This is a genomic window from Heliomarina baculiformis (assembly GCF_019966545.1).
Taxonomy (GTDB): domain Bacteria; phylum Pseudomonadota; class Alphaproteobacteria; order Rhodobacterales; family Rhodobacteraceae; genus Heliomarina; species Heliomarina baculiformis.
In genome coordinates this window covers 1-21618 of the sequence record NZ_JAIMIC010000014.1, presented here as the reverse complement: position 1 = coordinate 21618, position 21618 = coordinate 1, and the positions used below count along the sequence as shown (strand labels likewise).

Sequence of the window (21618 nt, the reverse complement as noted above, 5' to 3'; positions counted from 1 at the left end):
TGACATCCGGCCCCGCAGGGGCGAGGGAGCGCGATCATGATCCAGACCGTATCTCTTGTCGCCCTTGGCGGGGCCATCGGCGCCTCGCTTCGCTATCTTGCTGGCGTGGCGATCCTGCGGCTGATCGGCCAGCAGGCGATGCCGCTGGGCGTGATTACGGTCAATATCGTCGGGTCTTTCCTGATGGGCGTTTTCGTGACCGCCGCCGCGGAAAAAGGCCTAACCCATTACGCGCCCTTCGTGATGACGGGCATACTGGGCGGGTTCACGACGTTTTCCTCCTTTTCCCTTGAAACAATTACCTTGTTCGAACGGGGCGAAACCGGTTTGGCCGCCCTATATGTACTGTTGTCGGTGGCCGTTTCGATCGGTGCACTGGCGTTTGGGATGTTTCTGACGAAAGGGCTCTGGGCATGAGCGGCGTACAGATGATCACGGTAGCGGATGATGACGGCGATCAGCGGCTTGACCGCTGGCTGCGCCGCATGTTCCCCCATGTCAGCCAGGGGCGCATCGAAAAGATGTGCCGGAAGGGCGAGCTTCGCGTCGATGGCGGGCGGGTCAAGGGCGCAACGCGGTTGATGCCCGGCCAGCAGGTACGCATCCCGCCGCTGCCCGACAGCGACAACCGTCCGGCCCCAGCGCCGACCCGAGTTTCCGAGGCGGATGCCAAGATGATCCGGTCTTGCGTGATCTATCGCGACGATCACGTAATGGCGCTGAACAAGCCGCCCGGTCTGGCCGTGCAGGGTGGATCGGGCCAGACGCGTCACGTGGACGGGCTGGCCGAGGCGCTGATGTTTGACCTCGATGAGAAACCGCGTCTTGTACACCGGATCGACAAGGATACTTCGGGCGTTCTGCTGCTGGCGCGGACCCGTTCGGTCGCGGCGGATCTGACCGCCAGCTTCCGGCATCGCGAAACGCGCAAGATCTACTGGGCCGTGGTGGGGGGCGTGCCGCATCCCAAGGCCGGAACGATCAAGACTGGTCTGGTCAAGGCGCCGGGCCACGGGACGAAAGGCGAGGGGGAGAAGATGGTCAACGTCCATCCCCGCGACATCGACGACACGCCGGGCGCAAAACGCGCGGTCAGCGAATACATGGTGCTCGAAGCGGCGGCGAAACGGGCCGCCTGGATGGCCCTAACGCCGATCACGGGGCGGACCCACCAGTTGCGCGCGCATATGGCCGAGCTGGGCCACCCGATCATTGGGGATGGCAAATATGGTGGCTCGGCGCAGGAAAACCTTGGCGATGGCTGGGGCGCGCAGCTGGGCGGTGACATTTCCAAAAAACTCCACCTGCATGCACGCTCGCTGACGATTGAACATCCCGTCTCCAAGGCAAAGCTGCATATCACCGCGCCTCTGCCCGATCACATGCAGCATACATGGGACACGTTCCAGTGGGACACCCGCGAAGTGCCAGAAGACCCGTTTGACGACGAAGCGTGGGAGCAATGGTGAAACTGGTCATTTTCGATGTGGACGGCACGCTGGTCGACAGCCAGGCCACGATCCTTGGCGCGATGACGGCGGCATTCGCCAGCCTCGACATGCCCGCGCCGGACCGGGCCGCGATCCTGTCGATTGTTGGCCTGTCGCTGGATCAGGCCATGTTCCGGCTGGTGCCCGAGCGCCCGCTGGAAGAGCGCGATGCGCTTGTCGCAGGTTATCGCAACGCCTATTCAACGCACCGCGCGCAGACCGGCGCGGCGGCGGGCTCGCCGCTTTATCCCGGTGCGCTCGAGGTGATTGAAAGACTTGCCGCTCGCGATGACGTGTTGCTGGGTATCGCCACTGGCAAATCGCGGCGGGGTCTTACCGCGTTACTCGACGATCACGGGTTGGCAAAACATTTCGTGACGACGCAGGTGGCGGATGACCACCCGTCCAAACCGCATCCGTCTATGATCCTGACCGCGCTGGCCGAGTCCGGCTGCGAGGCCGGGGATGCCGTAATGATCGGCGATACGAGTTATGACATGGAAATGGCCCGCAATGCCGGTGTCACCGGGATCGGTGTCGGCTGGGGCTATCACGCACCCGGAGAGCTTTCCAAGGCGACGCCGCATGTGCTGGACGATTTCGCCGGTTTGCCGGGGGTGCTCGAACAGATCTGGAAGGTTACCGCATGAGCGAATGGAAAGCACGCCGGTTCTGGAAGGCAGCGGAGGTTGCCGAGGCCGAGGGCGGGTACACGGTTCTCCTTGACGGTCGTTCGGTGAAAACGCCGAACAAGACGTTATTGGTTGTTCCCGGTGCAGACATGGCGGCGGAAATCGCCCGGGAATGGGACGAACAGGAAGGCGTGATCAACCCGCTTTCCATGCCCTTTACACGGTCCGCGAATTCGGCGCTCGACAAGGTCGCACCGCAAAAGGCCGAGGTCGCAGATATGCTAACGGGCTACGGCGACAGCGATCTGCTTTGTTATCGCGCGGACGCGCCCGACGAGTTGGTCGCTCGGGAAAGCGCTGCTTGGGATCCATTGCTCGACTGGGTTGCTGAAAATTTAGGCGTACGACTCAAGCCGCGCGTTGGCGTCATGCACGCCCCGCAGGATGAAGCGGCCATGGCTCGCCTGTCCGCCCTTGTGCATGAAATGTCCCATTTCGAACTGACCGGGTTTCACGATCTTGTCAGCCTCTCCGGCTCGCTGGTGATCGGTTTTGCGGCGGCGCGAAATGAGCGCGGAATCGACGAACTCTGGAACTTGTCGCGTCTGGACGAGCTCTGGCAAGAGGAACAATGGGGCGCGGATGACGAGGCCGCCGAGATGGCTGAGATCAAGCATCAGGCCTTTGTTCACGCCAAACGATTCTACGATTTGTCGCGTCCCGACGAAGAGTGAGCCACGCGCGGGTGACGTAAGGACAGGTGTGATCGGGGCCGTAACTCCTGCACAAACAGGTGATTTTGCCGGGCTCGTGAAATCGTTTTGTTTGATCAGTCCCTTGACGTTTGTTGATGAATCCGCCCAAACTTGGGCGCACTAAGGGGGGAGTGAACGCCCTTAGATATTTCGTTCGGCATATAAAATGCCAACTAGTCGCCCGCTACGAGGCGGAAAAATCAGGAAGAGGTAAAAATGAAGAAATCCGTATTCTTAGGCGCGCTAACCGTTGCCGGCCTGGCAGCAGGTGCAGCGGCCGCAACGACGCTGGAAGACGTCAAGGCGCGCGGTAAGCTGAACTGCGGCGTGACGACCGGTCTCGTTGGCTTTGCGGCGCCTGACGCCAATGGTGAGTGGAACGGTTTTGACGTTGCCGTCTGCCGTGCCGTCGCCGCTGCCGTTCTGGGTGACGCTTCCGCCGTCGAATTCGTTCCGACCACCGGCAAGACACGCTTCACCGCTCTTGCTTCCGGCGAGATCGACATGCTGGCGCGTAACACCACCTGGACCTTCTCGCGCGATGTCGACCTCAAGTTCGAATTCGTCGGCGTGAACTACTACGACGGTCAGGGCTTCATGATCCCGAAAGAGCTGGGCGTGTCCTCGGCCAAGGATCTCGACGGCGCCACCGTTTGCATCCAGACCGGTACCACCACCGAGCTGAACCTCGCGGACTTCTTCCGCGCCAACAACATCAGCTACGAGCCGGTTCCGATCGAAACCAACGCCGAAGCGCAGCAGCAGTACCTTGCCGGTGCCTGCGACGTTTACACCACGGACGCATCCGGTCTGGCCGCAACCCGCGCCACCTTCGAAGATCCGACTGCGCACGTCCTGCTGCCGGAAATCATCTCCAAAGAGCCGCTCGGCCCGCTTGTCCGCCACGGCGACAACGAATGGGGTGATATCGTTCGCTGGACCCTGAACGCGCTGATCGCCGCTGAAGAATACGGTGTTTCCTCGGCCAACATCGGTGAGCTGGCAAGCGGCACCGACAACCCGGAAATCAACCGTCTGCTCGGCACCGAGGGTACCCTTGGCGAGATGCTCGGCCTTGACCTCGAATGGGCCAAGCGCGCGATCATGGCAAACGGCAACTACGGCGAAATCTTCGCGAAGAACATCGGTGAAACCACTCCGATCGGTCTGGCCCGCGGCCTGAACGCTCAGTGGACCGATGGCGGCCTGCTCTACTCGCCGCCCTTCCGCTAAGAACTCTTCGGGAAAGGCGCAGGATAACACCTGCGCCTTTTTCGCAATAAGACCAAGAAGATAAACAAAACACGATCTTCATTGAGCCGGGATATACCTGGCCGGCAGAAAAGATCGCAGAGCCAGACAGGGACGTCACATGACGACAATTACTGACCCTCCCAAGGGCGAATTCCGGCTATCTATGCTCTTGTACGATACTCGCTATCGGTCGATGACCCTGCAGGTCATCGCGGCGCTCGTGCTTGCACTCGCATTGGCCTATCTCTACCGCAACCTCGCCTTCAACCTGCGCGAAGCCGGTCTGAACATCTCGTTCGAGTTTCTGGGCAGCCCTGCAGGCTATGACATCAACCAGACACTGATCGAGTATGACAGCCAGTCCAGCAACTTCCGTGCCGCCATGGTCGGCATTCTCAACACGTTGCTGGTCGCCTTCCTCGCCTGTGTGACGGCGACGGTGTTCGGCGTCCTCGCCGGTGTGCTGCGCCTCTCCAACAACTGGCTCGTGCGCAAGCTGATGGCAGTCTATGTCGAGGTCTTCCGGAACATCCCGGTACTGATCTGGATCATCATCATCTTCACGATCATGACGGCGGTCATGCCCAGCCCCAGCGCTTTCCGCGGCGACGATCCCGACAGTTCGATGCTGTTCAATCTTTTCGCTTTCACCAACCGTGGCGTTTATGTGCCCGGACCCTATTTCACGCACGGCATCGGCGGCGAGGAAGGCAGTATCTTCAACTGGCTGCTGGCGATCGCAGTTCTGGTCGGGTCCTTCTTTGCGACCCGCGCCGTGACGCATCGTGCGAACAACATTCAGGAAAAGACCGGCGTCCGACCCAAGACGCTCTGGATCAATCTCGCCATCTGGTTCGTGCCGATCATCCTGCTTTGCCTTCTGCTTGGGCTGTCATGGGATGTGCCCGTCCTCAAAGGCTTCAACTTTGGCGGTGGCCTCAAGGTCGGTGGTCCGCTGATCGCCCTCTGGTTCGCGCTGTCGATCTATACCGGCGCCTTCATCGCGGAAAACGTCCGCGCGGGTATCCTGTCGGTCTCCAAAGGTCAGACCGAAGCCGCTTCGGCGCTTGGCATCCGTCCGCGCCGCGTGATGAGCCTCGTGGTGCTGCCGCAGGCGCTTCGGGTGATCATCCCGCCGCTGATCTCGCAATATCTCAACATCACCAAGAACTCGTCCCTCGCCATCGCGGTGGGCTATGCCGACATCACGGCAACGCTGGGCGGGATCACCCTGAACCAGACCGGACGCGCCATTGAATGCGTGCTGTTGCTGATGCTGTTCTACCTCGTCATCTCGCTGCTGATCTCGGCAGGGATGAACGTTTACAACAACACCATTAAGCTGAAGGAGCGCTGAGATGTCCGATACACATGCACAGTCCGTTGCCTTCGTCCGCGACACGGCAATTCCCGCCGCTCCCGCGCCGGCCAATGAAACCGGCCCGGTCAAATGGCTGCGTGAAAACCTCTTTGCCACATGGGCCAATGCGCTGCTGACCATCGCCGCGCTGTTCGTCATCTACCTTATCCTGTCCGCAACCTTGCCGTGGATTCTGGGTGGTGTCTGGACCACCTCCTCGCTGTCGGAATGCCGCGAGGTTCTGGCCGGCGAAACAGGCGCCTGTTTCTCGGTGCTGTCCGAACGCTGGAACCAGCTCCTCTTCGGGTTCAAATATCCAAGCGAGCTGTACTGGCGGCCAACGCTGGCCCTGGTAATGCTTTTCGTCGCCGCAGCACCGGTGCTGTTCTTCGATCTGCCGCGCAAGCTGCTGATCTTCACCGCGCTCTACCCGTTCATCGCCTTCTGGCTGATCTGGGGCGGCAGCATCCTTGTTCCCATCGTGGCCCTCCTTGGCGTGGTCGGCGGCTATCTCGTCTACAGCCGTTTCGTTACGCAAAGCTTTGCAACCGGGTTCTTCGGCGGCATCGTCGCCGCGCTGATCGTCTGGTATATCGGCGGTTTCATCACGGAGGCGCTTGCTCCTGCCAACCCGATGCTGGCGGCCGTACCTTCGCGCGATCTGGGCGGCTTCATGCTGAACCTGATGCTGGGCGTGACCTGCGTGTCCCTGTCGATCCCCCTCGGGATCGCCCTCGCGCTGGGCCGGCAGAGTTCGATGCCGCTGATCAAGGGAATCTGCGTCATCTTCATCGAGTTCATCCGCGGCGTGCCGCTGATCACGCTGCTCTTCGTGGCCTCGGTGATGCTGGCCTATTTCTTCCCGCCCGAAGCCAATGTCGACCTGTTCCTCCGGGTGGTGATCATGATCACCATGTTTTCCTCCGCCTATATCGCCGAGGTGATCCGGGGTGGCCTCGCCGCCCTGCCCAAGGGTCAGTACGAGGCGGCCGACAGTCTTGGTCTGGAATATGCCCAGGCCATGCGGCTGATTATCCTGCCGCAGGCGCTCAAGATCTCGATCCCCGGTATCGTCAACATCGCCGTGGGCCTGTTCAAGGACACGACACTGGTCTCGGTGATCTCCATGTTCGACCTCGTCGGCATGATACGCGGCCCGATCCTCGCCTCGACCGAATGGAACGGCGTCTACTGGGAACTCCTCGGCTTTGCAGCCCTGCTGTTCTTCGTCGTCTGCTACGGCATCTCTCAATATTCGCAGTGGCTTGAACGCCGTCTCGCGACAGATCATCGCTAAGGAGTCCCCTCATGGCTGACACCGCTGAAACCCAGAAAATCGAGACCCCCAAGATGGAGGTCTCCGACGAGGTCGCGATCTCGATCCAGAAGATGAACAAGTGGTATGGGGCTTTCCACGTGCTGCGCGACATCGACCTGACCGTCTACCGGGGCGAGCGCATCGTGATCTGCGGGCCTTCGGGCTCGGGGAAATCGACCCTCATCCGTTGCATCAACGCGCTCGAGGAACACCAGAAAGGCTCGATCACGGTCGATGGTACGCTCTTGTCCTCGGATCTCAAGAACATCGACAAGATCCGCTCCGAGGTGGGCATGTGCTTCCAGCACTTCAACCTCTTCCCGCATCTGACCATTCTCGAAAACTGCACGCTGGCCCCAATCTGGGTGCGCAAGACGCCCCGGAAAGAGGCGGAAGCGACAGCGATGCACTTCCTCGAAAAGGTCAAGATCCCGGATCAGGCGCATAAATACCCCGGCATGCTCTCGGGCGGTCAGCAGCAGCGCGTGGCGATCGCCCGTTCGCTCTGCATGCGCCCGCGTATCATGCTCTTCGACGAACCCACCTCCGCGCTCGACCCGGAGATGATCAAGGAAGTGCTCGACACGATGATCGAGCTCGCCGAAGAGGGCATGACCATGCTCTGCGTGACCCATGAAATGGGCTTCGCACGGCAGGTCGCCAACCGGGTGATCTTCATGGACCAAGGGCAGATCGTCGAACAGAACGAACCGGAAGAGTTCTTCAAGAACCCGCAAAGTCCGCGGACCCAGCTCTTCCTGAGCCAGATTCTCGGCCACTGAGCTCTGAGCCCTCTAACTCCTAACGCCCCGGCACCGCGTCGGGGCGTTTTGCGTTTCGCACACCCGGGCGCACAACCCCAAACGCCCGCAAAGCGCCGCCCTTTTCCTCTTGCAGAAAATACTCCGGGGGAGTCGGCCATCGGCCGACGGGGGCAGCGCCCCCGGCCGCCGCTTCAGCCCGTCTCGCCCATCAACTCGCGCGGCACGGTGAAATCCACCGCTTCGCCACTGCCAAAGGTCACCGAGGCCCAGAAGTCATCCGGGAAATCGGCAACCAGCGTCGCGCCGGTGGGGTAGTCGTCGAACCGGGGGTGATCCACCGGATCTGACAGGATCATTTCGGCAAAACCGGCAATCCCCGGGTTGTGCCCGATCATCAGCACCGTATCGCCCTTGGCCTTGCGCAGAGACGACAGCATGGTCTCGATCCCGGCATGGTATAGCGAGTCCATCACCCGCGGCGCGATTTCGAGGTTCAGCCCGTCACAGGTCTGCTGCGTCCGCACCGCCGAGGAACACAGGATTTCATCCGGCAGGTAGTCGTTCGCCCGCAGCCAGTCGCCCAGCAGCCGGGCCGAGATCACGCCACGGTCGTTCAGCGGGCGCTTGTGGTCATCCATGTCCGGTGTGGCCCAGCTTGACTTGGCGTGGCGCATCAGGATCAGGGTCTTGGTCATCGGCGGTGAAAAGCCTCCATATGAAGGGCGGATTGCGCCGCCTTGCGTCCGGCCCCGGCGCTGACCGGGCAAGCCAGCCGCACGGCGCAGCCGCGTGTCATGCAGAATTGCCGCCCTGGCCTGGTATCCAGATAGGCGTGGCAGGCATCCAGACGATATCCGTGCATATCACTCAGCGCGCCAACGGGACAGGCCGATACACAAGGACGTGATTCACAGGAAAGGCAGGGGTTGTCGGACACCGGCGCGGGCAGGGGGATCGAACAGGGCAGATGCAGCGCTCCACGATAGGAAATCATCATCCCCACCCGGTCATGAACAAGCATCCCCACCGGGCTCTGCCAGGCGCGCCCGGAATCGACCGCCCAGCGGATGAACGGCGCATAGGGCGGACCTCCAAAGGGAAAGATCGCTTCGGCGTCCAGCCGGGCCGCAAGCTCGCCGACAACGCGCTCTGACCAGCGATCCACCGGATCCGCTCCGCCGTCTTTTGCCTCGGGCGCCGTGCTGAACACGTCCCAGAACCCCGGACCGGCGCCAAGCAGGATCAGGCTGCGGCCCTCCTCTTCCAGCGCACCCATCACGATCAGCCCGGCCGCCTCGGCCAGAGCTGAAATCTCATCGTATTCCGGCTGACGGCTCACTTAGTCCGGTCGGATCAGCGATCCGGCGCCGTGCTCGGTGAACAACTCGAGCAGGCAGGCATTGGGCGCACGACCGTCAAGGATGACAACAGCGCGCACACCACCGTCAATCGCGTCCAGCGCGGTTTCCGTCTTGGGGATCATCCCACCGGCAATCGTGCCATCCTCGGTCATTTCGCGGATGTGGTGGGCCTTGAGCTCGGTCATGACCTCTCCGGCGGCATTCTTGACACCGGCCACATCGGTCAACAGCAGCAGCCGGTCCGCCTTGAGCGCGGCGGCAATCGCACCGGCGGCGGTGTCGCCGTTGATGTTGAAGGTCTCGCCGTTACGCCCCATGCCCAGCGGCGCGATCACCGGAATGATCTCTTTCTCGGCGAAATCGCGCAGCAGGGCCGGGTTCACTTCGGTCGGTTTGCCAACCAACCCAAGCTCCGGGTCCTCGTGGTCGCAGACGATCAGACCGCCATCCTTGCCGGAAACGCCAACCGCCCGGCCACCCTGTTCGGTGATGGCCTGCACGATCTGCGAATTCACGATACCGCTCAGGACCATCTCGACCACTTCCATGGTCGCCGCATCGGTCACACGCTTGCCGTTCTTGAACTCGGACTTGATCTGAAGCCGCTCGAGCATCTTGTTGATCATCGGGCCGCCGCCATGCACGATCACCGGATTGACCCCGACCTGTCGCATCAGCACCACGTCGCGGGCGAACTCGTCCATCGCCTCGTCGCTGCCCATGGCATGGCCACCCAGCTTGATGACCACGGTGGCGTCGTTATAGCGCTGCATATAGGGCAGGGCCTGGCTAAGTGTCCGGGCTGTATTGCCCAAGTCGCGGGTCATATCCTGAGATCTCATTTTAGCTCCCTTTGTCGCGTTATCCGAAAAGGCAGCATGCGGCGCAAGGCCCATGTCGGGCGCGATGCCGGGAATGGGCCGGAACGCGCTATTCGAGCGTTGCGATGATCGAGCGCAAGGTCGGGATGCCCCAGCCCTTTTCGGACGAGGTCATGACAATCTCCGGGTAGGCGGCAGGGTGCTTGGATAGCGCCTCGCGGACCTGAGACAGAACCTTGTCGCGTTCCTTGTCCTTGACCTTGTCGGCCTTGGTCATCACGCATTGAAAGGTCACCGCGGAGCTGTCGAGCAGCTTAAGGATCTCCTGATCCACGGCCTTGATCCCGTGGCGCGTGTCGATCAGCACAAAGGCACGGCGCAGCGTCGGACGCCCCGAAAGATACTGTTTCAGCAGGCGCTGCCATTTCTCGACCTTGTCCAGTGGCGCGTTGGCATAGCCATAGCCCGGCAGGTCAACGAGATAGAGTTCGGGCCCTTGGGTGAAAAAGTTGATCTCCTGCGTCCGTCCCGGCGTGTTCGAGGCACGCGCCAGCGCCTTGGTGCCGGTCAGCGCGTTGATCAGGCTGGATTTGCCGACGTTCGAGCGACCGGCAAAGCAGACCTCAAGCCGGTCCGCAGGCGGCAGGCCTGACATCGCGACCACGCCTTTGACGAATTCCGACTGCCCAGCAAAGAGCTTGCGGGCATGTTCAAGTGTGGCATCGTCGGGCGCTTCGGCCAGCGGAAAGGGCAGTTGCATCAGATAACCTCCACCCGGTCGCCCGGGCGGATCGTACCTGGGGTAATGACTTCGGCGCGCACGCTGAAATCCTGATGTCCAAAGGCGTTCAGCGCGGCCAGCGTATCAACATCGTGTTTGCCGGTATCCGGGTTCGATTTGGTCGATGGGCATCTTTCGGTCCGCTCATGTACCCGCAGTACCGCTTCACCTATGCGTACATCCCGGTCCACCCAGGCAAGCTCTTCCCACGCGTCGATGCCATCGAACCAGATATTACCGCGCCAGCGCAGGATCGAAAGCTCGTGACCGACCTGCTTTTCCACCTCACGGTGCGAGGCCATGTTGCACAGGGTCACCGAGGCAAGCTTGGTATCGGTCATGCCGCGTCCCGGGACACGTACGATCCGCGCCGGTGCGGCGCGCCCCTCTGGCACCAGCGGCGAAACCCAGTCAAGAAAGGCCTGCGCCTCTGTGTCAGGATCGAAATTCAGATCGCTCAGCTCGGGGTGAAACAGCGTGACCTTGTTATTCGCGTCGTCCAGCTGCGCCGAAATTGCCATCAGCGCCGGATTGCGGGACACGATGCTGAAACTTTGCGGGCGGGCCCAGGCTGTATTGTCGGCCTCGGAATTTTCGTGGGCAACGGCCCATACCCGGTCGCCGGGCATGGTCATCCCGGCGGCCAATGTCACCTCGCTCAGCTCTTCGCGCCCGTGACTCTTGATCGGGTGTCGCCAGATCGAGGTGACAGTTCCGGTCATTTCTTTTCCGCCTTGGGTTTGCGTTTGAAGCCCGACTTGATGTTGCCGAAAACGTCCGGCTTATAGCCCTGGCTGCGCATGATCAGGTACTGCTGGGTAAAGGTGATCGTGTTGTTCGCGATCCAGTACACCACCAGCCCGCTCGCAAATCCGCCCAGCATGAACATGAACACCCAAGGCATCCACGCAAAGATCATCTGCTGCGTCGGATCGGTCGGCGCCGGGTTCAGCTTTTGCTGCAGGAACATCGAGATCCCCAGCAAGAGCGGCAGTATGCCGATAAAGATCAGCGCCATCATCGATCCGGGATCCGGTGCACCCCAGGGCAGCAGGCCAAAGAAGTTGAAGATCGAGGTCGGGTCAGGCGAGGACAGATCCTGAAACGGGCCAAAGAAGGGCTCGTGGCGCAATTCGATGGTGACAAAGATCACCTTGTAGAGCGAGAAGAAGATCGGGATCTGCAGCAGGATGGGCAGACAGCCCGCCGCCGGGTTCACCTTTTCCTTCTTGTAAAGCTCCATCATGCCCTGCTGAAGCTTTTGCCGGTCGTCGCCCGCATTTTCCTTCAGCTTTTCCATCTGCGGCTGCAATTCCTTCATCTTCGCCATCGAGACGTAGGACTTGTAGGCCAGCGGGAACAGGACCGCCTTGATGATCAATGTCAGGCCGATGATCGACCAGCCCATGTTGCCGATCAGTTCATGGATATGGTGCAGCAGCCAGAAGATCGGCTTGGTCAGGAAAAAGAACCAGCCCCAGTCGATGCTGTCGATGAAACCGACAACGCCGCGGTTTTCGTACTTGCGGATGGTTTCCCATTCCTTGGCACCGGCGAAAAGCTGGGTGGTGACAATCGCCGAGTCGCCATCGGTCACGGTCTGCGTCGGCAGCACGGCCTCGGTCTGGTAGATATCGCGGCGCTCGTCATATTTGGCGACCGATTTGAACGCGGTGCCGGGGGCGGGGATCAGCGTCGACATCCAGTAATGGTCGGTGAACCCGATCCAGCCGTTCTCGGCAACCTGCTCGACTTCGGCGCGCGCGCCTTCGTTCGCGTTCATCTCGAAATCGGGGATATTCTTGTAGGTCACTTCTTCGAGCGTGCCGTCGGACATGCGAACGATGCCTTCGTGCAGGATGAAGAATTTCTTCAGGTCCGCCGGTTCACCGTGACGGGCCAGCACGCCATAGGGGGCAAGACCGACGGTCCCGCCAGAGGCGTTTTCGACCGACTGGGTGACAGTGAACATGAAATCTTCGTCGACTTCGATGGTGCGTCGGAAGGTCAGCCCGTTATCGTTGGACCAGCGCAGCGTGACAGGGCTGTCGGTGCTCAGTGTCTCGCCGCTTTCGATGGTCCATTCAGTCTTGGGTGAAGGCACGTCGTCCGGAGACAACCCGGCACCGGGTGCCCAGCCGTAAAGCGCGTAATAGGCGTTGGGTGTGCCGGCGGGGGCCAGAACCTGAACGATGGGCGAGGCCGGGTCGACCTCGACATGGTAGTCCTTGAGGAACAGCTCGTCGATGCGCCCCCCGATCAGAGAGATGCTGCCGCGCAGACGTGGCGTGTCGATGGCGATGCGCGGGGCGTTCGCAACGGCCTGCTCAGTCTCGCCCACGATCGCCGTCGTGCCCTGCTCGGTCGTGGCGGTGGCGGGAACGCTTGCGGTCGATCCGGTCTCGGCGGTCTGGCTGGTCTCCGTCTCGCTCGGGATCTGCTGCGGCGGTTCAGGTGGGAACAAAAACAGCCAGACCAGGATCACCAGCCCGGAAAGTACAGTTGCGAGGATTAGATTCTTGTTCTGATCGTCCATTGGGGACCGGCACCTTCGTCCATGTATGACACCGGTGGGTTCAACAGAGTGCGGCCAGAAAGGTCAAGCCGAATCCGGGCGACATAGGGCCGCGAGGGCCAATTGCAGGGCATAAAACAAGGGAGACGGCGATTCTTGCGAAATCCTGCCGGTCGGACGACGGGGTGGCAGGTTCCGTTGTGGAACGTGGTTCGCAATGTGACGGACCGGTGCAGTCATCCCCGTTCGGGTGCCGAGGGCGAAGATTCCCACCAGATAACGCGGGGAGTCCAGCGGACGTTGAGCCAATCTGCCTTGAAGTCTTATTCGGCGTTTAGCCGGTGTCGCGGCGCAGGATCGGGGTGTCGATCAGCGTCACCCGATGAGCAGTCAACCAAGAGAGTGTTTTTTCAAACGGCATGGGCCGCGCGATACCAAAGCCCTGTACGTGATCGCAGCCAAGCTGTGCCAGTATCACATGTTCACCGGCGGTCTCGACACCTTCCGCAAGCGTTTCGATCCCCAGCCGTTCCGCCATGGTGAGGATGGCCCCGATCATGCGCTGTTGTTCCGGGTCGAGATCTGCGCGCAGGACAAAGGATCTGTCGATCTTGATCCGGCTGATCGCAAAGCGGCGGATCGAGGCTATCGAGGCATGACCGGTGCCGAAATCGTCGAGGTCGATGTGACAGCCCAGCTTGCCCAGCCCCAGCACATTGCGCGTGACCATGTCGTCAGAGCAACTGGTCACCACGGTTTCGAGTATTTCGACGCAAAGCCGCTCGGGCGTCAGATCGAACCGGTCGACTTCCCATTTGATGCGATCCACCAGCGTCGGGTTGCGCAATTCATCCGTGGCAAAGTTCACGCCGACCATGGGAACATCGAACCCGGCCTCGTCCCAGGCCTTCACCGCGCCAAGCGCATGCTGCAACATGATCTGGCCAAGCCGTTCCCCCAACCCGGCCTCTTCGAGGATCGGCAGGAATTCGTTGGGAGGGATCATGCCGTGTTCAGGGTGGTTCCAGCGGGCAAGTGCCTCGAATCCGGTCACCTTTCCCGTGTCCGACGATACCTGAGGTTGATACCAGGCGACGATCTGGCCGTTTTCGAGGGCATCTGCGGCTTCGTCATGCAGCGCGCGCCGGGTCCGTACCCGGCGATGCAGTTCCAGCGAGAAGGCCCGGATAGCGGAGGGCCCGTTCAGCTGGGCGTCGGCGAGTGCGGTCGCGGCTGCGGCGATCCAGTCATCGGAAGTCTTTCCAGGCGCACGGCTGCGCTGGCAAAACCCAATGGAGCAGGAGAGATAGAGTGACATGCCGTCCAGTTGAATCGGGTCTTCAAGCGCGGCCTGTATGCGTCCCGCCAGGCTGATGCAGGTTTCAAGATCAAGCTGCTGGATCGGGCTGGTACAGACGCCAAAACGGTTGTCGCCGAGCCTGGCCAGCGTATCGCTGGCCCGCAGAAACCCTTGGATTCGCTGGCCGCATTGCACGATTACCTGATCCGCTGCCGCCTGACCGTGCAGATCGACGAGATCACGATAATGGTCGATATCTATCAGGATGCAGACCGATTTGAGCCGTGTTGCGCCGGTTCTTGCGAAGATATCCGCCGCGATTCGTTCAAACCCGTCCCGCATGATCAACTCGGTGATGCGGTCGCGCCCGCTCGCGCCGCCGATCCCGTGCCGGGAATAAAGCCCGGTCGCGGCAAAGAGCAGGGGCAGCCCAAGCGCGGTCAAAAGGAGCGCGATTTCTCCACCGAACCAGAAGGCGGCAAGCGAGATGGCCGGGAGAAAGGCAATCGACGATGGCCCCGAGATCATCGGTGCAATCCAGTCCCGCAGTTTTACCAGGCTGTCGGGAATTCGCATGTCCTACCCTTCTTGATGCAGCTTGCACCAAGTGACACTAGGCAGGCCCGATCACCGCCCGGTTAACGTCTTGGGGATTTTTGCGACGAATTAGTCGGGAATTTTTGCTGTATCCCTCATCAGCCCTGCGAAATCGAAAAGCTGCGGGTCGAGCAGGTGCGAGGGCCGGGCATTCATCAGCGCCCGGAACATGACCTGACGGCGGCCGGGGCTGTTGGCTTCCCATGTATCGAGGATCTGCTTGACCTGCTGGCGTTGCAGCCCGTCCTGGCTGCCACAGAGATCGCAGGGAATGATCGGATAGTTCATATCGCGGGAAAACCGCTCGCAATCCGCCTCGGCCACGTGGGCGAGGGGGCGATATACGAACAGATCACCCTCTTCGTTCAAGAGCTTGGGCGGCATGGTCGCAAGACGTCCGCCGTGGAACAGGTTCATGAAGAAGGTTTCGAGGATGTCGTCTCGATGATGGCCAAGCACCACGGCAGAGCAGCCTTCCTCGCGTGCGATCCGGTAGAGATTGCCGCGCCGCAGCCGCGAGCAGAGCGCGCAAAAGGTCCGGCCCTGCGGGATCTTGTCCATCACGATCGAATAGGTGTCCTGATATTCGATCCGATGGGGGACGCCCATTTTTTCGAGGAATTCGGGCAGCACGGTTGCCGGAAAACCCGGCTGACCCTGATCTAGATTGCAGGCGAGGATGTCGACCGGCAGCAACCCGCGCCATTGCAGTTCATGCAGGACGGCAAGCAGGGTGTAGCTGTCTTTGCCGCCGGAGAGGCAGACGAGCCAGCGCGCGCCCCGTTCGATCATGCCATATTGTTCGATGGCTTCGCGCGCCTGCCGCACGATGCGTTTGCGCAGCTTTTTGAACGCGGTGCTCGACGGCGCCCCGGTAAAAAGTGGATGTATATCGTCGTTATCGTCCAGCATGTGCGAGCTTTAGTCGAGCGCCCCGGTCCGGGCAAGGGCGCGTGATGATTGTCAGGGCACGTTATCGATGCCGGACCCGCCCAGAGGGTGACAGCGTCCGATCCGGCGCAGAGCAAGCCAGCCACCTTTCAGCCCGCCATGCTTTTCAATCGCTTCCAGCGCATAGGCCGAGCAAGTCGGCTGGTAGCGGCAATTGTAGCCGACCCAGGGCGAGAATATCAGCCGATAGGCTCGTACGGGCAGGGCGACGATATGGCCAAGCGGGGTCATGGGCGGGCATGCAGCTTGCGCAGCGCATAGCGCAGGTCGTTCTGAAGATCGGTGAAATCGCGTTCGGCCGTTGCACCGGCCCGTCCGATCAGCACGTAATCCCAACCACTTTGTCCCGCATCTGGCAGGACCAGCCGCGCCGCTTCGCGCAACCGGCGCTTGGCACGGTTGCGGGCCACGGCATTGCCGACCTTCTTGGAGCAGGTGAACCCGACACGAATGCCGTCGTCATCCTCGGGCCGCTTGCGGGCCTGTACCATCATCGAGGACGTCCCCTGACGCCGCGCACGGGCGGCGGCGAGGAAGTCGGTCCGTTTCTTGAGGATGGCAAGTCCGGAACTCATCGCACAGCCCCCTGTATGCGGACAGAATCCGCATTCAGACGGTGAGCGTGCCGGGTTCCGGACAATAAAAGAGGCACCGCCGGAGGCCGTTTCCCTGTGCTGGTTGGTCCAGCGCGGAAAACCTCCGGCGGTGCCACGTCAATCCGTTCCCGAGGCGCGTTGTTTACGCGCTCAGTTCCTTGCGGCCGCGGGCGCGACGTGCGTTCAGGATCTTGCGACCGGCTTTGGTAGCCATGCGCGCACGAAAGCCGTGCCGCCGCTTGCGGACAAGATTAGAAGGTTGAAAGGTGCGTTTCATGGCGCTCTCTCCAGTTTCGGGCGGGATGTGGCGCGGATTCGCCGGACCCCGGGTATAAGAAGCCCGGTCTCTACTGTGGGTTTCACGGCAAGTCAAACCCTTCGGCAGAGAAATCGACAGCGCGTGAAACATTTCGCCGTTTCAGAGGCGACAATTCCCCTTATTCCTCAAGTTATTCGGGAAATTTCGCTTCGCAAACCCATATTTGATCAAAGAAACGTCAATCCCCTGTTCCAGCCCCGGCGATTGCAGCATGAAGAATCCGGGCGGACAGAAGCGAGGCAAGGGCAGATCAATGGCAGAATCGATGCAGTCTCCGGGGTGGCGGCGGTACATACCCATCGCCATCATCGCCGCGGTCGCGCTGATCGGTGCCTTTACCCTGCGCGATTACCTGAGTTTCGAGACCCTGCGCGACAACCGGGAATCGCTGCTGCAGTTCCAGCGCGACAATCCGCTGCTTCTGGGTGCGGTTTTCGTGGCGATCTACGTGACCATCGTTTCCTTTTCCCTGCCCGGTGCGGCGGTTGCATCGGTGACGGGTGGCTTTTTGTTCGGACTGCCGCTGGGCACGGCGCTGAACGTCCTATCCGCCACCATAGGGGCGTCGGTCATATTTCTTGCCGCGCGCTGGGGTCTGGGTGCGGCGCTGAGCGCCAAGATCGACGCCTCCGAAGGGCGGCTGCACCGGTTGCGCAAAGGGCTGCGCGAAAACGAGATCAGTGTGATGCTCTTGTTGCGGCTGGTGCCTGCCGTTCCCTTTTTCGTGGCCAATCTGCTGCCAGCGCTGGTCGGGGTGCGGTTCGCGAATTTCTTCTGGACTACTGCGCTGGGCATCATCCCCGGCGCGCTGGTCTTCACCTCCATTGGCGGCGGCCTTGGCGCGGTTTTCGACCGAGGGGAGACACCCGATCTTTCCCTGTTGTGGGAGCCGCGGATCATCGGTCCGATCCTTGGTCTTTGCGCCCTTGCGGCGCTGCCAATGGTGATCAAGGCATTTAGGGGCGGCAAAGGGGTTTGAAAATGGAACGGATCAAGACGGATATCCTCGTGATCGGTGCCGGTTCCGCCGGGCTTTCGGTTGCATCCGGTGCGGTGCAGATGGGGGCCAAAGTGGTCCTGCTTGAAGGCCACAAGATGGGCGGCGATTGTCTGAACTATGGCTGCGTCCCGTCCAAAGCCCTGATTGCCAGCGCCAAGGTCGCCCATCAGCAAGCGCATTCGGCTCCCTTCGGTGTGGCCAACGTAAAACCCGATGTCGACTACAAAGCTGTCATGGAACATGTCGCCGGGGTGATCGACACCATCGCGCCTGTCGACAGCGAAGAGCGGTTCGAGGGGCTGGGCGTAAAGGTCACCCGCGAATTCGGCCATTTCATCTCGGAAACCGAGGTGCAGGCCGGGGATACGATCATTTCAGCCAGACGCATCGTCATCGCCACCGGCTCGCGCCCGATGGTGCCGCCGATCAAAGGCCTGGACAGTGTCGACTACCTGACGAACGAGACGCTGTTCGATTTGCGCGAAAAGCCGGAACATCTGCTGATCATCGGCGGCGGCCCGATCGGAATGGAAATGGCGCAGGCGCATCGCCGTCTGGGCGCACGGGTCACGGTGATCGAAGGCAGCAAGGTGCTGGGGAGGGGAGACCCGGAACTGGTGCGTTACGTCACAGATGCGCTCACCGAGGAAGGCGTAGATATCGTCGAAGAGGCCAAGGTCTCCTCTGTTCAGCAGGTCGACGAGGGCATTCAGGTCAGCTGCGAAGACGGCCGGGCGTTCACCGGCTCACACCTGCTGGTCGCAGTGGGGCGCGTTTCGAACACGGAAAAGCTGAACCTCGGGGCGGCCGGAGTCGAGACGACCGACAAGGGCATCCGCACCGATGACGGCCTGCGCGCCACGAACCGCCGCGTCTATGCTATCGGCGACGTGGCGGGAGGTATGCAATTCACCCATGTGGCGGGTTATCACGCCGGAGTCGTGATCCGGTCGCTGCTCTTTGCGCTGCCGTCCAAGGTCAAGACCGATCACATCCCGCAGGTGACCTATTGCGACCCGGAACTGGCGCAGATTGGCCTTACCGAAGAGGGTGCACGCGCGATGTACGGAGATCAGACAGAATGTGTACGGTTTTCATACGCCGAAAATGACCGTGCCCAGGCCGAGCGCAAAACAGAAGGGATGATCAAGGTGATAGTGGTCAAGGGGCGCCCGGTGGGGGCTTCTATCGTCGGAAAACAGGCTGGCGAGCATATCAACCTTTGGGCGCTGGTTCTGGCGAACAAGATGAAGATGTCGCAGATCGCGGGCATGGTTTCGCCCTATCCGATCATCGGTGAAATCAGCAAACGTGCCGCCGGGGCCTATTTCTCACCTAAACTGTTTGATAACAAAACGGTAAAACTCGTGGTTGGGGCTATTCAGAGATGGCTGCCCTGAAGATGGAACTGGCTTGATGCTGAACACGCTGTCCGGGCGCATTCTGGTTTTGACCACGCTGTTCGTGATGCTGGCCGAGATTTTCATTCTCGTGCCTTCGGTATCGCGATACCGCGAAGTCTACCTGAGCGACCGGCTCGAACGCGCACAGATCGCATCGCTGGCGCTGCTGGCCGACGATATGATCGACATGGATCTGGAGGCCGAGCTTCTGGAAAACGCCGAGGTGTTCAACGTCGTTCTCCGGCGGGATGAAATGCGGCAACTGGTGCTGTCCTCGCCAATCCCGGATTCAATCTCCGAAACCTTCGACATGCGCGAGTCCAGCGCGCTGGGCCTGATGAAGGACGCGTTGAAACGGCTGGTGACACCGGGGAACCAGATCATTCGGGTTATCGGCGCACCGGTCCGCGATGCCGGGCTTCTTATTGAAATAACGATGGAATCCGGCCCCTTGCGGCAGGGCATGATCGATTACGGCATTCGCGTTCTGACCCTCTCTGTCATCATCTCGCTGATTGCCGCGATACTGCTGTTCCTTGCGGTGCGCATGTTGCTGGTCAAGCCGATCAAGCGCGTGATCGGCAATATGAAACGCTATGCGGCGGACCCCGAAGATTCGCGGGGGATCATCGAGCCCGGCGCAGGTATCCGGGAATTGCGCGAAGCCGAAGAGGCGCTTTACGGTCTCCAGACCGAATTGACCCATGCGCTGCGGCAAAAGGAACGGCTTGCGCAACTGGGTGGCGCCGTCGCCCGCGTGAGCCATGACCTGCGCAATATCCTCGCTTCGGCACAGCTCTTCACCGACCGGATCGAGACCAGCGAGGATCCGCTTGTGCGTCGCATGGCGCCCAAGCTCGTGAATTCGATTGCCCGGGCGATTTCGCTCTGCGAAAGTACGCTGGCTTTCGGCCGGGCCGAAGAGCCCGGGCCGACCTTGTCAATGGTGCGTCTGGGGTCGGTCGTGGATGACGTGATCGCCAGCGAAAGCATCGCCGTCGAAGACAGCGGCAGCACCCTGACACGGGATGTGCCGGGCGACATGATGCTGCGTGCCGATCCCGAGCAGTTGTTCAGGGTGATTCTGAATCTCGTACGCAACGCGCATCAGGCGTTGATCTCCGCTCGCCGCAGCGGCGTCGTGACAATCTCGGCGCGGGATACCGAAGAGGCATGGTATATCACCGTTTCCGACACCGGTCCCGGGCTACCCGCCAAAGCCCGCGAACATCTTTTCCAGCCTTTTCAGGGTGGTGCACGCAAGGGCGGGTCCGGATTGGGCCTTGCCATCGCATCCGAACTGGTGCGCGGTCACGGCGGCGCGTTGCGGCTGGTCACATCGACGGATGAAGGCACAAGCTTCGAGATCCGGCTGCCCAAAGGGCAAGACATCATTTAACTTCAAATCGGGGGTTGCAAACCCCCCGCGCCTTGTCTACATCCCGCCCTCAGTGGACCGATAGCTCAGCTGGATAGAGTACTTGACTACGAATCAAGGGGTCGGGGGTTCGAATCCTCCTCGGTCCGCCACTAATTCTTGAAAATATTGATTAAATTGACTGGGCCTTTAACGTACCCGCCAAAAAAAGCCCGCCAACTTATTTTCGCTTGGATGCGACGCGCTGCGACATCTATCGTCGCTGCCGTAGGTAGCGAGTTCTGGGTCAAGTTGCCTTTTTCACTCGCGTAGGATTGCCATCGTTGTGTATCAAAGTCTCTGTGCGTTCCATGCTGGGTCGGATCTAAAAAGAGCGTCATGATATTGACCCAGAGAGGCTTATTGCAGGCAGCGCCTATGGGACAGGGCCGATGCTGGGATGGCTGGTTGCTCGTGGAATCAATCCCCGCATTCCTGTGCTGGACAAAGCAGGCCGTACAGATGGCACATGGAGCCGCACTGAGTTTAATTAGGCCCCTGAGAACAAACAGTACATCTGCCCTGAAGGCGAGCCACTCAAGCAGTTTCGGCGCAACTACTCGGCCCCGAACCGTGATCCGCCTGGCAAAGCTTTCGCCAAATATCAGGCGTTGAAGCACATCTGCCAAGCCTGCCCATCGAAAATGAAATGCTGCCCATAAGCCGATGCCCGCAAAATTACGCGCGAAGAGCACGAAGACGCCGGTCATGTTGCCCGCGACATCGCAAAGACGAAACAAATGCGATCTCAATGCGGCTCCACCAAAAGGTCGAGATGCTCTTTGCCCACCTCAAAACGCTTCCCCAGGTTGCACAGGCTACGACTAGCGTCAGGATGCATTGATTTCGCGCGCACAGCATGATTCACCGCTCGGAAAATGGAGCAGTGATATGAGCGACCTTTTCTGGCTGACCGACGCGCAGATGGCCCGTCTGGCTCCCTTCTTTCCCAAGTCACACGGGAATCCCCGGGTAGATGACAAG

General features: G+C 60.8%; 22 protein-coding genes, 1 tRNA gene and 2 pseudogenes. 14 read left to right on the top strand and 11 right to left on the bottom strand.

Features of this window, described 5'->3' with window-relative positions; all coding sequences use genetic code 11:
- The first annotated feature begins 36 nt into the window (after positions 1–36).
- The 8 genes from crcB to MF268_RS22340 all read left to right on the top strand — a co-directional run bounded on the left by crcB (position 37) and on the right by MF268_RS22340 (position 7591).
- Positions 37–417, top strand: a complete 381-nt coding sequence (crcB, locus tag MF268_RS22375; RefSeq protein WP_238373011.1) for a fluoride efflux transporter CrcB — start codon at positions 37–39, stop codon at positions 415–417.
- On the top strand, positions 414–1469 hold the full coding sequence (locus MF268_RS22370; RefSeq protein WP_238373010.1) for an RluA family pseudouridine synthase: 1056 nt from the start codon (positions 414–416) through the stop codon (positions 1467–1469). The genes crcB and MF268_RS22370 overlap by 4 nt, the downstream gene beginning before the upstream one ends.
- Positions 1463–2140, top strand: coding sequence for an HAD-IA family hydrolase (locus MF268_RS22365; protein ID WP_238373009.1), 678 nt, complete (start codon positions 1463–1465; stop codon positions 2138–2140). The genes MF268_RS22370 and MF268_RS22365 overlap by 7 nt, the downstream gene beginning before the upstream one ends.
- Positions 2137–2856 (top strand): ATP12 family chaperone protein, encoded by a 720-nt coding sequence (locus MF268_RS22360; protein ID WP_238373008.1) that lies wholly within the window; start codon positions 2137–2139, stop codon positions 2854–2856. Before MF268_RS22365 ends, MF268_RS22360 begins: the two co-directional genes overlap by 4 nt.
- Before the next feature lie 237 nt (positions 2857–3093).
- Positions 3094–4110, top strand: a complete 1017-nt coding sequence (locus tag MF268_RS22355; protein WP_238373007.1) for an amino acid ABC transporter substrate-binding protein — start codon at positions 3094–3096, stop codon at positions 4108–4110.
- 139 nt (positions 4111–4249) lie between these two features.
- Positions 4250–5488 (top strand): amino acid ABC transporter permease, encoded by a 1239-nt coding sequence (locus tag MF268_RS22350; protein ID WP_238373006.1) that lies wholly within the window; start codon positions 4250–4252, stop codon positions 5486–5488.
- Position 5489: 1 nt separating this feature from the next.
- Positions 5490–6788 (top strand): amino acid ABC transporter permease, encoded by a 1299-nt coding sequence (locus MF268_RS22345; RefSeq protein ID WP_238373005.1) that lies wholly within the window; start codon positions 5490–5492, stop codon positions 6786–6788.
- Between the two features lie 11 nt (positions 6789–6799).
- Positions 6800–7591 (top strand): amino acid ABC transporter ATP-binding protein, encoded by a 792-nt coding sequence (locus tag MF268_RS22340; protein ID WP_273545143.1) that lies wholly within the window; start codon positions 6800–6802, stop codon positions 7589–7591.
- Between the two features lie 173 nt (positions 7592–7764).
- On the opposite strand, the gene MF268_RS22335 is transcribed toward MF268_RS22340, so the two are convergent.
- From MF268_RS22335 to rpmH, 11 genes are all read right to left on the bottom strand, one after another.
- Complete coding sequence (locus MF268_RS22335; RefSeq protein WP_238373004.1) at positions 7765–8268, bottom strand: SixA phosphatase family protein; 504 nt, start codon at positions 8266–8268, stop codon at positions 7765–7767.
- Positions 8265–8912 (bottom strand): ferredoxin, encoded by a 648-nt coding sequence (locus MF268_RS22330; protein ID WP_238373003.1) that lies wholly within the window; start codon positions 8910–8912, stop codon positions 8265–8267. Before MF268_RS22330 ends, MF268_RS22335 begins: the two co-directional genes overlap by 4 nt.
- Complete coding sequence (gene argB / locus MF268_RS22325) at positions 8913–9776, bottom strand: acetylglutamate kinase (RefSeq protein WP_088635325.1); 864 nt, start codon at positions 9774–9776, stop codon at positions 8913–8915.
- A gap of 88 nt (positions 9777–9864) precedes the next feature.
- On the bottom strand, positions 9865–10515 hold the full coding sequence (yihA, locus tag MF268_RS22320) for a ribosome biogenesis GTP-binding protein YihA/YsxC (RefSeq protein WP_238373002.1): 651 nt from the start codon (positions 10513–10515) through the stop codon (positions 9865–9867).
- Complete coding sequence (locus MF268_RS22315) at positions 10515–11258, bottom strand: MOSC domain-containing protein (protein WP_238373001.1); 744 nt, start codon at positions 11256–11258, stop codon at positions 10515–10517. The genes yihA and MF268_RS22315 overlap by 1 nt, the downstream gene beginning before the upstream one ends.
- Complete coding sequence (yidC, locus tag MF268_RS22310) at positions 11255–13072, bottom strand: membrane protein insertase YidC (RefSeq protein ID WP_238373000.1); 1818 nt, start codon at positions 13070–13072, stop codon at positions 11255–11257. Before yidC ends, MF268_RS22315 begins: the two co-directional genes overlap by 4 nt.
- Before the next feature lie 313 nt (positions 13073–13385).
- Positions 13386–14927 carry a putative bifunctional diguanylate cyclase/phosphodiesterase gene (locus MF268_RS22305; RefSeq protein WP_238372999.1) on the bottom strand — a complete coding sequence of 514 codons (1542 nt, stop codon included), beginning with the start codon at positions 14925–14927 and terminating at the stop codon, positions 13386–13388.
- Positions 14928–15017: 90 nt separating this feature from the next.
- Positions 15018–15860, bottom strand: coding sequence for a tRNA 2-thiocytidine(32) synthetase TtcA (gene ttcA / locus MF268_RS22300; protein WP_238372998.1), 843 nt, complete (start codon positions 15858–15860; stop codon positions 15018–15020).
- A 51-nt stretch (positions 15861–15911) separates the two neighbouring features.
- A complete protein-coding gene (gene yidD / locus MF268_RS22295; RefSeq protein WP_088635330.1) occupies positions 15912–16130 on the bottom strand; it encodes a membrane protein insertion efficiency factor YidD in 219 nt (72 codons plus the stop codon).
- Positions 16127–16474 carry a ribonuclease P protein component gene (gene rnpA, locus MF268_RS22290; RefSeq protein WP_238372997.1) on the bottom strand — a complete coding sequence of 116 codons (348 nt, stop codon included), beginning with the start codon at positions 16472–16474 and terminating at the stop codon, positions 16127–16129. The genes yidD and rnpA overlap by 4 nt, the downstream gene beginning before the upstream one ends.
- A 163-nt stretch (positions 16475–16637) precedes the next feature.
- Positions 16638–16772: a 50S ribosomal protein L34 gene (gene rpmH / locus MF268_RS22285; RefSeq protein WP_027241708.1), complete on the bottom strand. Its 135-nt coding sequence runs from the start codon at positions 16770–16772 to the stop codon at positions 16638–16640.
- A 295-nt stretch (positions 16773–17067) separates the two neighbouring features.
- Between rpmH and MF268_RS22280 the strand changes: the two genes are divergently transcribed.
- The 6 genes and pseudogenes from MF268_RS22280 to MF268_RS22255 all read left to right on the top strand — a co-directional run.
- Complete coding sequence (locus MF268_RS22280; protein ID WP_238372996.1) at positions 17068–17793, top strand: TVP38/TMEM64 family protein; 726 nt, start codon at positions 17068–17070, stop codon at positions 17791–17793.
- A gap of 2 nt (positions 17794–17795) precedes the next feature.
- A complete protein-coding gene (locus MF268_RS22275) occupies positions 17796–19214 on the top strand; it encodes a dihydrolipoyl dehydrogenase family protein (protein WP_238372995.1) in 1419 nt (472 codons plus the stop codon).
- Between the two features lie 16 nt (positions 19215–19230).
- Positions 19231–20616 carry a sensor histidine kinase gene (locus MF268_RS22270; RefSeq protein ID WP_238372994.1) on the top strand — a complete coding sequence of 462 codons (1386 nt, stop codon included), beginning with the start codon at positions 19231–19233 and terminating at the stop codon, positions 20614–20616.
- Between the two features lie 54 nt (positions 20617–20670).
- Positions 20671–20747 (top strand) — tRNA-Arg (locus MF268_RS22265).
- A gap of 216 nt (positions 20748–20963) precedes the next feature.
- Positions 20964–21473 (top strand): annotated as a pseudogene (locus tag MF268_RS22260) (transposase); the annotation flags it as partial.
- A gap of 52 nt (positions 21474–21525) precedes the next feature.
- Positions 21526–21618, top strand: a pseudogene (locus MF268_RS22255) (IS5/IS1182 family transposase); the annotation flags it as partial.